The 13,445-nt window shown below is 71.2% G+C and carries 13 protein-coding genes; 2 read left to right on the plus strand and 11 right to left on the minus strand.

All coding sequences use genetic code 11. From position 1 onward, the window contains the following. Window positions 1–73: 73 nt before the first annotated feature. Complete coding sequence (locus ABD161_RS13925; protein WP_344004180.1) at window positions 74–1,363, minus strand: cell division protein PerM; 1,290 nt, start codon at window positions 1,361–1,363, stop codon at window positions 74–76. Window positions 1,364–1,422: 59 nt separating this feature from the next. Then, entirely contained in the window at window positions 1,423–1,860 is a 438-nt protein-coding gene (locus tag ABD161_RS13930) for a nitroreductase family deazaflavin-dependent oxidoreductase (RefSeq protein ID WP_344004183.1), read from the minus strand. A gap of 58 nt (window positions 1,861–1,918) precedes the next feature. Here ABD161_RS13930 and ABD161_RS13935 point away from each other — a divergent pair, with 58 nt between their 5' ends. Further along, window positions 1,919–2,356, plus strand: a complete 438-nt coding sequence (locus ABD161_RS13935) for a nitroreductase family deazaflavin-dependent oxidoreductase (protein WP_344004186.1) — start codon at window positions 1,919–1,921, stop codon at window positions 2,354–2,356. Between the two features lie 242 nt (window positions 2,357–2,598). Here ABD161_RS13935 and ABD161_RS13940 read toward each other — a convergent pair whose 3' ends face one another. From ABD161_RS13940 to ABD161_RS13980, 9 genes are all read right to left on the minus strand, one after another. Continuing rightward, window positions 2,599–3,357 carry an SDR family oxidoreductase gene (locus ABD161_RS13940; protein ID WP_344004189.1) on the minus strand — a complete coding sequence of 253 codons (759 nt, stop codon included), beginning with the start codon at window positions 3,355–3,357 and terminating at the stop codon, window positions 2,599–2,601. Window positions 3,358–3,374: 17 nt separating this feature from the next. Next, the gene (locus ABD161_RS13945; RefSeq protein ID WP_344004506.1) at window positions 3,375–4,688 is read right to left on the minus strand and encodes an aspartate aminotransferase family protein; all 1,314 of its coding nucleotides are present in this window, start codon (window positions 4,686–4,688) and stop codon (window positions 3,375–3,377) included. A 70-nt stretch (window positions 4,689–4,758) separates the two neighbouring features. Continuing rightward, complete coding sequence (locus ABD161_RS13950; RefSeq protein WP_344004192.1) at window positions 4,759–5,916, minus strand: ABC transporter substrate-binding protein; 1,158 nt, start codon at window positions 5,914–5,916, stop codon at window positions 4,759–4,761. A gap of 69 nt (window positions 5,917–5,985) precedes the next feature. Next, on the minus strand, window positions 5,986–6,807 hold the full coding sequence (locus ABD161_RS13955) for an ABC transporter permease (RefSeq protein WP_344004195.1): 822 nt from the start codon (window positions 6,805–6,807) through the stop codon (window positions 5,986–5,988). Next, entirely contained in the window at window positions 6,807–7,634 is an 828-nt protein-coding gene (locus ABD161_RS13960; protein WP_344004198.1) for an ABC transporter ATP-binding protein, read from the minus strand. The genes ABD161_RS13955 and ABD161_RS13960 overlap by 1 nt, the downstream gene beginning before the upstream one ends. After that, the gene (locus ABD161_RS13965) at window positions 7,631–8,536 is read right to left on the minus strand and encodes an ABC transporter permease (protein ID WP_344004201.1); all 906 of its coding nucleotides are present in this window, start codon (window positions 8,534–8,536) and stop codon (window positions 7,631–7,633) included. The genes ABD161_RS13960 and ABD161_RS13965 overlap by 4 nt, the downstream gene beginning before the upstream one ends. Further along, on the minus strand, window positions 8,533–9,549 hold the full coding sequence (locus tag ABD161_RS13970; protein ID WP_344004204.1) for a TIGR03842 family LLM class F420-dependent oxidoreductase: 1,017 nt from the start codon (window positions 9,547–9,549) through the stop codon (window positions 8,533–8,535). Before ABD161_RS13970 ends, ABD161_RS13965 begins: the two co-directional genes overlap by 4 nt. Before the next feature lie 89 nt (window positions 9,550–9,638). Then, window positions 9,639–11,075, minus strand: coding sequence for a dihydropyrimidinase (gene hydA, locus ABD161_RS13975; protein WP_344004207.1), 1,437 nt, complete (start codon window positions 11,073–11,075; stop codon window positions 9,639–9,641). 44 nt (window positions 11,076–11,119) lie between these two features. After that, window positions 11,120–11,968: a nitrilase-related carbon-nitrogen hydrolase gene (locus tag ABD161_RS13980; protein WP_344004210.1), complete on the minus strand. Its 849-nt coding sequence runs from the start codon at window positions 11,966–11,968 to the stop codon at window positions 11,120–11,122. 100 nt (window positions 11,969–12,068) lie between these two features. On the opposite strand from ABD161_RS13980, the gene ABD161_RS13985 reads away from it, so the two are divergent. Further along, the gene (locus ABD161_RS13985) at window positions 12,069–13,436 is read left to right on the plus strand and encodes an aminotransferase-like domain-containing protein (RefSeq protein ID WP_344004215.1); all 1,368 of its coding nucleotides are present in this window, start codon (window positions 12,069–12,071) and stop codon (window positions 13,434–13,436) included. Window positions 13,437–13,445: the final 9 nt, after the last annotated feature.

A 13,445-nucleotide genomic window follows, 5' to 3' on the forward strand; every position in this document is an offset into this window, starting at 1 on the left:
GGCGGGCCATGGGCCCGCACGCTCGCGCGCGGGGCGCGCTCGCACATGGTGGGTTTCTGTCGGAGCGGGGCGCTCAGTTCGCGCGCGTCGTGCTCGCGGGTTCTTCCGCATCGTCGTCGCCGCGGACCCACTGGCCGAGGCGCTGCTCGTATCGGCGCGGGGCGAGCAGCAGGATGGCTGCGCCGACGAGCACCTCGAGGCCGACCGCGAGCGCCATTGCACCCGGCTCGGGGCCCGTGACCGCAAGCCGGCCGGGGCCCAGCGACCCCGAGGTCAGCACCGCGATGAGCGCCGCACCGGCTCCCGCGATCACGGCGATCCCGACCGCGAGCACGACCCGCGGGGCGGTCGGCTCGTGATCCGATCCCTCGGCGTGCGCCTCGGCGCGGAAGGCGATCCGGATGCCCCATCCCGCGATCGCGCCGGCCGCGACGGGGGCGAGCACCGACAGCAGCAGGAGGGGCGAGCCGTGCTCGGGGATGAGCCCGAGCATCGGGATACCCGGAAGCACGCCGAGCTGCGAGCCGGCGGGGGTGACGCCGGTCCCCGCGCCCAGCGCGAAACCGGGCCCCGAGATCCACGCGAGCGACCAGCCGATCATCGTCGGCAGGTAGGCGAACTGGGCGACCGTCAGCAGGATGGCACCCGTCAGGTCGACCTGGGATGCCTCGTACAGGGCGATCAGGCTGCCGCCGCGGAGGGGCACCGTAGTCGCGATCGCGAGGGCGGCGAAGCCGATCACCCCGGCGAGCGCCATCCCTCCCCCGCGCACCATCAGGGCGGGGAACTCACGCCATCCCGTCGGGAACCGATCGGCGATGTCGTGCAGGCGATCGACGATCCCGTCATCCCCCTCGCTCCAGGCGCCGGTGACGGCGCCGAGCAGCATCGGGATGCCGTAGACGAGGGTCGGCAGCAGGATCGCCTGCCACGGCTCGCCGGAGGCCACCGGATTGCCGGCGGTGAGGTTTCCGATGACGGCCGCCAGCGCGGTCGTCGCCGTACCGGCGGCGACGCCCGTCAGCCACCGCCCCGAGCGCAGCGCGCGGCGTCCTGAGCGGGCGGCGAACGCCGCGATCAGCACGGCGAACGCGAGGGGCGCGAGGGAAAGGACGAACGATCCGGCCTCCTCGGGCAGGCCCATCTCCACGAGGAAGTCGCCGTCGAGCGAGAGCGACAGCGGCACGAAGTTGCCCAGCTGCCAGATGCGCACGGTCGCCGGCCACAGCGCCGACCAGTCGGCGAGGCCGCCGAAGGCGAAGACCCACATCAGCAGGAGCGGCACCAGCACGACCGCCCACCCGACGATCGCCGACACGGCGGCGTCAAGAGCGGCGAGCAGGGCGACGAGGAAGCGATGCATGACGGATCGACTCTACGTCGGCCCACTCGGCTGGCCCGGGCGGCGCTCCGCCGGTGAGATCAGTCCTGCGGCTCCAGCACGAACACCGCGATCTTGCGGTCCGTCTTGGTCTGGTAGTTCGCGTAGTCGGGCCACACGGCGACCGCGCGCTCCCACCACTCGTCGTACTCGGCACCGTCGAGCTCGCGCGCGGTGTACTCGCGCTTGACGGGCCCGTCCTGCAGCTCGACGTGCGGGTTCTTCCGCAGGTTGAAGTACCACTGCGGAGGCTCGGGAGCCCCGCCCTTCGACGCCACGACGGCGTAGTGGCCCTCGTGCTCGACGCGCATGAGGGCCGTCTTGCGCAGGCCCCCGGTCTTCGCGCCGACCGTGGTCAGCACGATCACGGGCACGCCGCGCAGCGTGTTCGCCTCGGCTCCGCCTGTCGCCTCGTACGTCTCGGCCTGGGTGCGCGCCCACTCGGCGGTGGACGGCAGGTACTCACCATTCAGCGGCATGCCCCCAGGGTATGACGGATCGCTTCCGCCGGGCGCCGCGCCGCCCTACTCTGGCGCCATGGCCGGCACCTACAAGACCTCGCCCGTGCGCCGACGGATCGACCGGATCATGGCGGCGCTGGGACGGCGCGGGCTGGCGCCCGCCGGGGTCTCGGCGCTCACCGTGGTCGGTCGCCGCACCGGCGAGCCGCACACCGTGCCGGTGACCCCGATCACGGTCGGCGGCCGTCGGTACCTGGTGGCGCCGTATGGCGCGGTCGGCTGGGTGCACAACATCCGCGCGGCCGGCGAGGCGACGCTCGAGCGCGGCTCCCGGGTCGAGCGGATCCGCGTCGAGGAGCTCACTCCGGATGCCGCAGCCCCCGTCCTGAAGGAGTACGTGCGCCTCGTCCCGCTCGTGCGCCCGCATGTGGCCGCCCACCACGAGGCCGACGTCTCGGCCTTCGTCGCCGTGGCCCCGGATCATCCGGTCTTCGCGCTCACGACCGTCGGATGATCACTCGTCGCGCGTCTCCCACGTCGCGCCGGTGTCGATCAATCCATGTCCCGGCTGCGGCCGGAATCCGCCGGGGACGACGGCCACAACTGGGACACGCACGGCCTGTGGCGGGTCGTGACGCATCCGAGCCGGCTCGGATCCAGGAGATCCGGCGAACAGAGGGGGTATCGCGACGAATCGTCCTCGTCCCGCCGGATCTCCTCGATTCGGCGCGTGCTGACGCGCCGATCCCGACCGCCCTACTTCGAGGCGCGCGCGATCTGCGTGTTCGAGACCTGCGCACGCGGGCGCAGGATCAACGTGTCGATGTTCACGTGGTGCGGACGCGACAGCGCCCAGGCGATCGCGTCGGCCACGTCGTCCGCGACCAGCGGGTCGTAGCCGGCGTACACGGCCGCGGCCCGCTCGGCGTCGCCGTCGAAGCGCACGAGCGAGAACTCGGTCTCGACGTTGCCCGGCGCGATCTCGATCACGCGGATCGGCTCGCCCGCGAGTTCGAGCCGGAGCGTGTTCACCATCATCCGCTCCGCATGCTTCACGCCCGTGTAGCCGGCGCCGCCGGGGTAAGGCGCATGTGCCGCGGTCGAGGTGACGGTCAGCAGATCGCCGCGACCGGATGCCCGCAGCGCCGGCAGGAGCGCCTGCGTCACCCGCAGGGTGCCGAGCACGTTGAGCTCGTACATCGCTCGCCACTTCTCGAGGTCACCCGTGTCGACGGGCTCAAGACCGAACGCATTGCCGGCGTTGTTGACGAGCGCGTGCAGCGCACCGGTCGCAAGCACCTCGTCCCGCAGGGCCTCGATGGAGGCGGGGTCGGTCTGGTCGGCGACGACGATCTGCGCGCCGGTCTCGGCGGCGAGCGCCTCCAGGCGGTCTCGGCGCCGCGCGGAGGCGACGACATCCCATCCCTCGGCGCGCAGGCGGCGGACGGTGGCGGCGCCGATGCCGCTCGATGCTCCGGTGACGAGGGCGCGCAGGGGCCGCTCGGCTGCGGTCATGCGGGGGTTCCTTCCGGTCAGAGCGCTGAGAGCGCCGAGTCGATGGCCGCGAGGCCGACCACGACCTCGGCCGGCGTGATGATGCACGGAGGCACGACGTGCAGCCTGTTGTCGGCAGTGAAGGGAAGCACACCCTCCGCGAGCATGGCGGCCTTGACCCGCGCGACGTCCGCCGCCGGCAGCGGCTCGCGGGTGTCCGGATCGGCGACCAGGTCGAGGGCCCAGAAGACGCCGAGCCCGCGCACCTCGCCGATCACGTCGTGCTTCGCGGCGAGCGCCGCGAGCCCCGGTCCGAGGTGCTCCTCCCCGATCAGGGCGGCATGCTCGACGACGCCCTCCTCCGTCATGGCGTCCAGCGCGGCCACGATCGACGCGCTCGCCAGGGGATGCCCGGAGTACGTCAGTCCGCCGGGGAACACGCGGTCGTCGAAGTGCCGGGCGATCTCGCCCTTCGGCAGCACCCCGCCGACCGGCACGTACCCCGAGTTGACGCCCTTGGCGAAGGTCACGATGTCGGGGACGATGCCCGTCGGATTCGTGCGCTCGCTCTGCCACGAGAACCATGTGCCCGTGCGGCCGAAGCCCGCCATCACCTCGTCCAGGATCAGCACGATGCCGTACCGGTCGCACAGGTCGCGCACCCCCGCGAGGTAGCCGGCGGGGGGCACGAGGACGCCGGCGGTGCCGGGGATGCCCTCGAGCAGCACGGCCGCGATCGAGTCCGGGCCCTCGGCCTCGATCGTGCGGTGCAGGTGGCGCAGCGCGCGCTCGCACTCCTGCTCCTCGCTCTCCGCCCAGAACTCCGTGCGATACAGGAACGGACCGAAGAAGTGGACGTGCCCGCGACCGTATTCGTTCGGCACCCGTCGCCAGTCACCCGTCGACGCGATGGCCGCGCCCGTGTTGCCGTGATAGCTGCGGTAGTGGCTGAGCACCTTGTCGCGTCCCGTGAACAGCCGCGCCATCCGAATCGCGTTCTCGTTGGCATCCGCCCCGCCGTTCGTGAAGAACACCTTCTCGAACCCGGGGCCGGCCTTCTCCACGATGCGCCGCGCGGCCTCGCCGCGCGTCAGGTTCGCCGCGGACGGCCCGACGGTAGCGAGCGTCGCAGCCTGATCCTGGATCGCGCGGACGACCCGCGGGTGCGCGTAGCCGATGTTGACGTTGACGAGCTGGCTGGACAGGTCGAGGTAGTTGTTGCCCTCGAAGTCCCACACCTCACATCCGGCGCCGCCCGCGATCACGAGCGGATCGAGCCTGGCCTGCGCGGACCAGGAGTGGAAGACGTGGGCGCGGTCGAGGTCGAGGGTGCGCTGGGTGTCGCTCAAGATGTGTCCTTCGGTGCGTCGGGGCGGAGGCGGCGGCCCGGCCGGAGAAGGCTCCCCGGCCGGGCGTCGTGCTCTACTGCCCGCCCTCGGTGAGCTCGACGTCGATCGGGGCGTAGTCCTGGCCGGTGACGTCGACGCCCTCCTCCTCGAGCGAGGCGACGGCCTCCTCGATGTACTCGTTCGAGTACGTGGTGGCGGGCGGCTCCTGAGTGATCAGGTGCGCGCCCTGCTCGTTGACCGCGGCGAGCGCGCCCTGGATGGTCTTGTCCCACGCGGCCTCGTCGATCACGCCGATCCCGTTCTCAGCCGGCCAGATGAGGCTGTTCGTCTCGTTTGCCATCCACAGCTCGTGGCTGGGACCCCAGCTCGAACCGTTCTCGATCGTCAGCTGGGCCGCTTCCTCGACGTTGTCGCGGGCGTAGACCCAGCCCTTGATCACGGCGCGCAGGAACTTGACCGTGGTCTCGGCGTACTCGGGGTCGCTCTCGAGCCGCTCGGTGTCGGCCCACAGCGCGTCCTGCAGCATGGCGCCCTCTGTGTCCTCGTAGGAGATGACCGAGAAGTCGTCCTCGGTGTACAGCTCGCCTGTGTCGGGATCCGCCGTCTCGAGCAGCTGCGCCCACTCGTTGTAGGTCATCGCCTGCGCCGCGTCGATGTCCCCGGCGAGGAAGCCGTTCATGTCGAAGGACTGCGTGATGATCTCCACGCTCGTCGAGTCGAGACCCTCGGCAGCCATGGCGGCGAAGATCTCCCACTCGTTGCCGAAGCCCCACGAGCCGATCTTCTTGCCCTCGAAGTCGGCCACCGACTCGATCCCCGAGTCGGCCCAAGCGACCTGAAGGGTGCCGGAGCGCTGGAAGATCTGGGCGATGTTCGTCAGGTTGGCGCCGGCCTCGATCGAGCCGAGCACCTTGGGCACCCACGCGACGGCGTAGTCCACGTCGCCGTTCGCGAGTGCGTCCTGCGGCACGATGTCGCCGCCGGACGGAATGATCTCCACCTCGAGGCCCTCCTCCTCGAAGTAGCCCTGTGCGAGTGCGGCGTAGTAGCCGGCGAACTGCGCCTGCGGCAGCCACTGCAGCTGCAGCTTGATGGGCGTGAGCTCCTCCGCCCCCTCGCTGGGGGCGGCGTCGCCGTCGCCCGCGGGAGCAGGGCTCGCGCAGGATGTCAGGACGATGGCGGCGGTGACTGCCGCTGCGGTGGCCGCGATCCGGCCGAGATGGTGCCTCATGGGGTTCTCCTCGGAGATGTCGGTGGTGCGCGATGGTGCGGGGATGGGGGGAGCGGACCGGGGATGTGGTCAGCCTGAGCGCCCGTGCCGGGAGGCGAGCCGCTCGAGGATGGACGCGACGACGTAGAAGAGGATGCCGAGCGCGACGGCGCCGGCGACGAAGGCCCAGCTGCGCGCGTACGCGCTCTGCGCGGCGTAGGTCGAGATGAGACCGCCGAGGCCGCCGCGCGGCCCGCCGAAGTACTCGGCGACGAGGGCCGAGATGACCGTGAGCGAGCTGGCGATCCGGATGCCCGTGAGCACATGCGGCGTCGCGGTCGGCATGGTCACGGTTTGGAATGCCTGCCACGGCGTCGCGGCGAGCACCCGCATCAGGTCACGGTGCACGGGGCGAGCCTGGCGCAGGCCCCGCAGCGTGTTCAGGAACACCGGGGTGAACGCGGCGATCCCGGCGATCGCCTGGCGCCCGACCTGGCTGTCGGCGCCGAACATGGTGTTGAGCACGGGCGCGAGCGCGACGATCGGGATCACCGCGAGCGCCGCCACGATCGGGGAGATCATGCCGTCGGCCGGCTTCGCGGCGGCGGCGAGGGCGGCGAGGGCGATGCCGGCCAGCGAGCCTGCGATCAGCCCGAGCAGCGCGTTGGCGCCGGTGACGCCCGCGCCCTCGACGATCGTCGGGGCGAACGCGGCTGCCTCGGCGGCGATGGCCGCGGGGCCGGGCAGCAGGTAGTCGCTCACGACGCCCGCGCTCACCAGCAGCTGCCACGCAGCCAGCGCGAGCACCCCGACCGCGAGCGGCGCCGCGATCGCGATCCACCCGGATCCGGTCTCGCGCCGCGGGGCGAGCAGCCGACGCGGGGCGGTGATGGTGGTCGCGGCGGTCGCCATCAGCGCGTCTCCACGCCCCGCGCGGCCACGGCCGGGTGCCCGTGCAGCGCCTCGCGGACGGTCGTGATCATCTCGAAGTACGCTGTGTCCTCGCGCAGTCCCTCCGTCCGGGACGACGTCTCCTCGAGCTGCATGGGTACGACCTCGCTGATCCGTCCGGGCCGCGGCGACATCACCACGACGCGGTCCGACAGGTACACGGCCTCCGGGATCGAGTGCGTCACGAACACGACGGCCGCACCGGTCTCGGCGCAGATCCGCAGCAGCTCGGTCTGCATGCGCTCGCGCGTCATCTCGTCGAGCGCGCCGAACGGCTCGTCCATCAGCAGCAGCCGGGGGCTCTCGGCGAGAGCGCGCGCGATCGCGACGCGCTGCTGCATGCCGCCGGACAGCTGGTCGGGATGACGGTCGGCGAAGTCGCTGAGACCCACCATCGCGAGCAGCTCGGCCACACGCTCGCGACGCTCCGACGCCGAGGCTCCATGGAGCTGCAGCGGCAGCGCGACGTTGTCCGCCACCGTGCGCCAGGGCAGCAGCCCTGCCTGCTGGAACGCCATGCCGTAGTCGTGATCAAGTCGCGCGCGACGGGCCGGCTTGCCGAACACCTCGACCGTGCCGGTCGTCGGCTGATCGAGATCGGCCACCAGCCGCAGCAGCGTCGACTTGCCGCACCCCGAGGGCCCGATGAGCGACACGAACTCGCCGGGCGCCACGGCGAGGTCGACGCCGCGCAGCGCGTGCACCTCGCCCGAGGTCGTCGCGAACACCTTGTCCACTCCGCGGACCGAGACGGCCGCGTCGTCCTGCGCTGTCACGTCCGTCTTCACGACGACACCTCCACACGTCGGTAGTCCCTGAGCAGCCAGCCGAGCAGCGCCACGGAGCCGGCGCCGATCAGCCCCAGCGCGATCGCACCGAAGATCGGCGCCCATGCCTTCGCGGGGTCCCCGGACGCCTGCCCCGCGAACTGGATGATCATCCGGCCGATGCCGCCCTGCATGCCCGTCGAGACCTCCGCCACGACCGCGCCGACGATGGCGTTCGCGGCGGCGAGCCGCAGTGCCGTCAGCAGGTAGGGCACGGAGGCCGGCAGCCGCAGGGCAAGGAGCGTGCGCCACCATCCGACGCCGTACGTGCGCATCAGCTCGAGATGGATCCGGTCGGGCGCGTCCAGGCCGGCGAGCGCCCCGACCGCGACGGGGAAGAACGCCAGGTAGCTGGCGATCAGCGCGACGCTCATCCAGTCCTGCCATTCGAACGCGCCGATCTGGATCTGCGAGCCCCACGAGCGCACGAGTGGCGCGAACGCGATGAGCGGCACGGTCTGGCTCAGCACGATCCACGGCAGCAGCCCCCAGCGCACCGGACGCAGCGACAGCATCGCGACGGCCAGTGCGAGGCCCAGGACGACGCCCGCGACCAGCCCCGCGGCGGCGATGCCGAGCGTGACGAGCGCGGCCTGCGCGACCACGAACCACAGCGGATCCGCCGTGGGCGCGCGCGTCTCGCCCGCGAAGAACCGGATGACCATGTCCCAGACATGAGGCATCGCGAGATCGCTGGTGCGCGGCAGCACGCGCGTCTCCCCGAGCACCAGGCCGTCCGCGGGCCCCGCGAGCTTGTACAGCTCCCACGCCGCGGCGAGCGCGACGAGCCCGACCGCGCCCCAGAGCCAGGCCGAGGCGGGGCGCCGCCGCCCTGCCGCGCCGCGCGCGGGAAGGGCGGTCATGCCTTCGCCACCACGGTCTCGCGCAATGCGGGGATGACGGTCTCGCCGTAGACGCGGAGAGTCTCCTCCTTGGAGTCGTGCTGCAGGTAGCCCGCGAACTGGTCGACGCCGATCGAACGGAGCTCCTCGAGCTTCGCGATGTGGTCCGACGCGGTGCCGAGCAGGCAGAAGCGGTCGACGATCTCATCCGGAACGAAGTCGACGTGGCCGTTTCCGGCGCGGCCGTGCGAGTTGTAGTCGTAGCCGGTGCGCTGCGCGATGTAGTCGGTGAGCGCCGTCGGCACGGCTCCGGATGCGCCGTAGCGCCGAACGATCTCTGCCACGTGGTTGCCGACCATGCCGCCGAACCAGCGCGTCTGGTCACGCATGTGGTCGAGGTCGTCGCCGACGTAGAACGGCGCGGCGACACAGAACGTGATGGCATCCGGATCGCGGCCCGCCCGCTCTGCCGCCTCGCGGACGCTCGTGATCATCCACCGGGCGATGTCGACGTCGGCCAGCTGCAGGATGTACCCGTCCGCCACCTCGCCCGTGAGCGCCAGGGCCTGCGGGCCGTACGCGGCGACCCACATCTCGAGCTCGCTGCCCTGCGACCACGGGAAGCGCAGCGTCGATCCGTTGTGCTCGACCGCCCGCGAGTTGCCGAGCTCGCGGATGACGTGGATCGCCTCACGCAGCTCGGCGAGCGACGACGGCCGCCCGTTCAGCACCCGCACGGCGGAGTCGCCGCGGCCGATGCCGCACACGGTGCGGTTGCCGTACATCTCGTTGAGCGTGGCGTACATCGACGCCGTGACCGTCCAGTCGCGCGTCGCCGGGTTCGTCACGAACGGACCGACCTTCACCTTCCGGGTCTCGGCGAGAATCTGGCTGAACACGACATAGGGCTCCTGCCAGAGCAGGTGCGAGTCGAAGGTCCAGACGTGGCTGAAGCCGTGCTGCTCGGCGAGCTTGGCGAGGTGCACGACGCGCGAGGCGGGCGGATCGTTCTGCAGGACGGCGCCGAAGTCCATGTCGTCTCCAGGGGTGGTCGGTTGCGAAGCGAGTCGAAAGGGGAGGCCTGTTGCTGAGCGAGCGAACCGAGTCGAAGCGATCGGGCGGGTCAGGCGAGGTACTGGGTGAGGCCGCGCTTGATGTACTGGCCGTGGCCCTTGCGGCCGATGTATCCGGTCTCGTCGACGACGACCCGACCGCGCGACATCACGACGTCCACGTGACCGTCGATCTCGTAGCCTTCCCACGCGGAGTAGTCCATGTTCATGTGATGGCTCTTGCCGAGCCCGATCGAGGTGTGGCCATTGGGGTCGTACACGACGATGTCGGCGTCGGCGCCGGGCTGGATGACGCCCTTCTTGCCGTACATGCCGAACATCCGGGCGGGGGTGGTCGAGGTGATCTCTACCCAGCGCTCGAGCGTGATGAAGCCGTCCACCACGCCCTGGTACATCAGGTCCATGCGGTGCTCGACGCTGCCGATGCCGTTGGGGATCTTCGCGAAGTTCCCGCGGCCCATCTCCTTCTGGTCCTTCATGCAGAACGGGCAGTGATCCGTCGACACCATCTGGATGTCGTTGGTGCGCAGGCTCTGCCACATCGCGTGCTGGTGACCCTCGTGCCGTGAGCGCACGGGCGTCGAGCACACCCATTTGGCGCCCTCGAGCTCGCCCCACTCCTCGCTGCGTGCTGCAAGCTGCTCCTCGAGCGAGAGGTAGAGGTACTGCGGGCAGGTCTCGCCGAAGACGTTGAAGCCCTCGTCGCGGGCGGCAGCGATCTGCTGCACGGCCTGCTTCGCGCTGACGTGCACGACGTACAGCGGCGCACCGGTGAGCCGGGAGATCATGATGACCCGGTGGGTCGCCTCCTCCTCGGTCTCCCACGGCCGGGTGAGGGCGTGCCACTCGGGGCCGGTGTGCCCGGCGTCGAGCGCCTGCTGCTGCAGCACGTCGATGATGGAGCCGTTCTCGGCGTGCATCATCATCATCGCGCCGGTGGCCGCGCCCTTCTGGAACGCCCGGAAGATCTGGCCGTCGTCCGAGAGGAACACGCCCTTGTAGGCGGTGAACAGCTTGAAGCTCGTGACGCCCTCGCTGATCAGCTCGTCCATGGCCGTGAGGGACGAGTCCTGCACGTCCGACAGGATCTGGTGGAAGCCGTAATCGATCGCGCACTCGCCCGCGGCCTTCTCCTGCCACAGGTTGTACTGCTCGAGGATGTCCTGCTCGGGGTACTGCACGACGAAGTCGACGATCGAGGTGGTCCCACCCCAGGCGGCGGCGCGGGTGCCGGTCTCGAATGTGTCGGACGCGAAGGTGCCGCCGAACGGCATCTCCATGTGGGTGTGTGCGTCGATGCCGCCCGGGATCACGTACTTGCCTGTCGCGTCGATCACGCTGTCGACGGTCGACGACAGATCCGCCCCCAGCAGCACCGATCCGGGTGCGAGCACGGCGACGATCTTCTCGCCGTCGACCAGGACGTCGGCGGGTGCGCGTCCGGTGGCGCTGACGACGGTTCCGCCGGTGATGAGGGTGGTGGCCATGGTCTCGCTTCCTGCTCGAAGGGTCGGGATCGGATCGCGCCGCGTCAGGGGGCGGTGGTCGCGACGTACGAGTCGGGCCGGCGGTCGCGGTAGAACTGCCAGCTGTCGCGGGCCTCCTTGATGAGGCCGAGGTCGAGGTCGCGCACGAGCAGCTCCTCGTCCGTCGCCGAGCCGTAGTCGCCGACGAGGTTTCCGCGCGGGTCGACGAACTGGCTCTTGCCGTAGAAGTCGACCGCGAGGTCGCCGTACTCGTTGTCCTCGCGCCCGACGCGGTTGGGGGCGGCGACGAAGTACCCGTTCGCGGCCGCCGCGGCGGGCTGCTCGATCTCCCACAGGCGGTTCGACAGGCCCGGCTTGGTGGCGTTCGGGTTGAACACGATCTCGGCGCCGTTCAGGCCGAGCTCGCGCCAGCCCTCCGGGAAGTGCCGGTCGTAGCAGATGTACGCGCCGATCCGACCGACCGCGGTCTCGAACACCGGGTAGCCGAGGTTGCCCGGCCGGAAGTAGAACTTCTCCCAGAACCGGTCGACGTGCGGGATGTGGTGCTTGCGATACGTGCCGCGGATCGAGCCGTCGGCGTCGACCACCACGGCGGAGTTGTAGTAGACCCCGGTCATCGCCTCCTCGTAGATCGGCAGCACCGACACGATCCCCAGCTCCTTCGCGAGCGCCGCGAAGCGCTGCACGATCGGGCCCTCGGCGGGCTCGGCGTATGCGTAGTACGTCGCGTCCTGGGTGATGCCGAAGTACGGGCCGTAGAACAGCTCCTGGAAGCAGATGACCTGCGCGCCCTGGGCCGCCGCGTCGCGCGCGAAGCCCTCGTGCTTGTCGAGCATCGACGCCTTGTCCCCGGTCCAGGTGGTCTGGCTGATGGCTGCGCGGACGATGGTCATGGGGCCTCCTGCGGATGTGATGTTGTGTTACTTTCCCGCTTGAACATTTCTCGGCCATTACTCCGCTTGTCCCCGCCGTAAAACCTCGGAGGTACCGGACGTGCTCCAGCTCGCCCCGGAGACGGTCGCCTCGGCCGTCGACGATCCGACGCCCGTCGGCATCGCCGGCGCGCTGTCGCGGCTGATCGCCGAGGGCGCCGTCGCGCCGGGCGAGCGCCTGCCCACCGTGCGCGATCTGGCCGCCTCGCTCGGCGTCAGCCCCGGCACCGTGTCGGCCGCATGGCAGGCGCTCGCCAGCGCCGGACGCATCGTGACCCGCGGCCGGGCGGGGAGCTATGTCGCGGACGCGGGCGACACCCGGCTCGCGCCCCACACGCGGCGCCTGGCGGGTCATGTCCCGACGACCAAGCTCGATCTCTCGCGCGGCACACCGGATCCGGATCTCCTCCCCCCGCTCAGGCGCGCGTTCGAGCGCGCCGCGCCGCACGCCGCGACCGCCAGCTACCACGACGAGCCGGTACTGCCGCGGCTCGGCCGTCTGCTGCAGGAACGCTGGCCGACGACGGGACACCGGATCACCGTGGTCGACGGCGCCCTGGACGCTATCGACAGGGTGCTGCAGCAGGTCGCGCGATACGGCGACCGCATCGTGGTCGAGCAGCCGTCGTTCCCGCCCCTGCTCGACCTCGCGGCGCACCTGCGGCTCGAGGTGCTCCCCGTGCCGGTCGACCGGGAGGGAATCATGCCCGCCGCGCTGACGCAGGCGCTGAGCCGGGCGCCTCGCGCGCTGCTGATGCAGCCGCGCGCCCACAACCCCACCGGGGTCTCGACCTCGCCGGAGCGGATCGCGGCGCTCGCCGCCGCGATCCGACGGTCGCCCGCGGGGCGCCGGATCATGGTGATCGAGGACGACCACTCGGGCGAGATCGCGCGCGGCGATCTCTCCTCGCTCGCCGCGTTCCTCCCCGACCAGGTCGTGCATGTGCGCTCCTTCTCGAAGTCGCACGGACCCGATCTGCGCATCGCCGCGCTGGGCGGGCCGGCCGAGCTGATCCGGGCCGTCGAGGCCCGCCGCACGCTGGGGCCGTGGTGGACGCCGCGCCTCATCCAGCACTCGCTGGCAGAGCTGCTCACTGACGGCGAGGCCGTAGCGAGCGTCGCGCGGGCTCGCGCGACGTACGCCGGCCGCCAGCGCCGGTTCGCCGAGGCACTGCGCCGCGCCGGCGCCGGCGCGCCGCTGCCGGCCGACGGCATCAACGCCTGGGTGCCCGTCGACGACGAGCGCGCGGCCATCCTGCAGCTCGCGACCGACGGGATCCGGGTCGCCGCCGGCAGCGCGTTCTATCGCGACGACCGCACGATCACGGTCGACGGGCGCGACCGCATCCGCGTGACGGTGGGCGCGATCGCGGGCGACGTCGAGGCCGTCGCCGACGCGATCGCCGCCGCATCGCGTGCTCCCGCCTGAGGCGCCGAC

Origin of the sequence: Microbacterium paludicola, from assembly GCF_039529675.1 — a bacterium.
Taxonomy (GTDB): Bacteria; Actinomycetota; Actinomycetes; order Actinomycetales; family Microbacteriaceae; genus Microbacterium; species Microbacterium paludicola.

What these genes read in the sequence shown, in the direction of transcription:
- ABD161_RS13950 (WP_344004192.1), bottom strand. Translation starts at nt 5,916, where the DNA reads ATGAGGCACCATCTCGGCCGGATCGCGGCCACCGCAGCGGCAGTCACC.
- ABD161_RS13970 (WP_344004204.1), bottom strand. Translation starts at nt 9,549, where the DNA reads ATGGACTTCGGCGCCGTCCTGCAGAACGATCCGCCCGCCTCGCGCGTC.
- ABD161_RS13925 (WP_344004180.1), bottom strand. Translation starts at nt 1,363, where the DNA reads ATGCATCGCTTCCTCGTCGCCCTGCTCGCCGCTCTTGACGCCGCCGTG.
- ABD161_RS13980 (WP_344004210.1), bottom strand. Translation starts at nt 11,968, where the DNA reads ATGACCATCGTCCGCGCAGCCATCAGCCAGACCACCTGGACCGGGGAC.
- hydA (WP_344004207.1), bottom strand. Translation starts at nt 11,075, where the DNA reads ATGGCCACCACCCTCATCACCGGCGGAACCGTCGTCAGCGCCACCGGA.
- ABD161_RS13955 (WP_344004195.1), bottom strand. Translation starts at nt 6,807, where the DNA reads ATGGCGACCGCCGCGACCACCATCACCGCCCCGCGTCGGCTGCTCGCC.
- ABD161_RS13965 (WP_344004201.1), bottom strand. Translation starts at nt 8,536, where the DNA reads ATGACCGCCCTTCCCGCGCGCGGCGCGGCAGGGCGGCGGCGCCCCGCC.
- ABD161_RS13940 (WP_344004189.1), bottom strand. Translation starts at nt 3,357, where the DNA reads ATGACCGCAGCCGAGCGGCCCCTGCGCGCCCTCGTCACCGGAGCATCG.
- ABD161_RS13930 (WP_344004183.1), bottom strand. Translation starts at nt 1,860, where the DNA reads ATGCCGCTGAATGGTGAGTACCTGCCGTCCACCGCCGAGTGGGCGCGC.
- ABD161_RS13935 (WP_344004186.1), top strand. Translation starts at nt 1,919, where the DNA reads ATGGCCGGCACCTACAAGACCTCGCCCGTGCGCCGACGGATCGACCGG.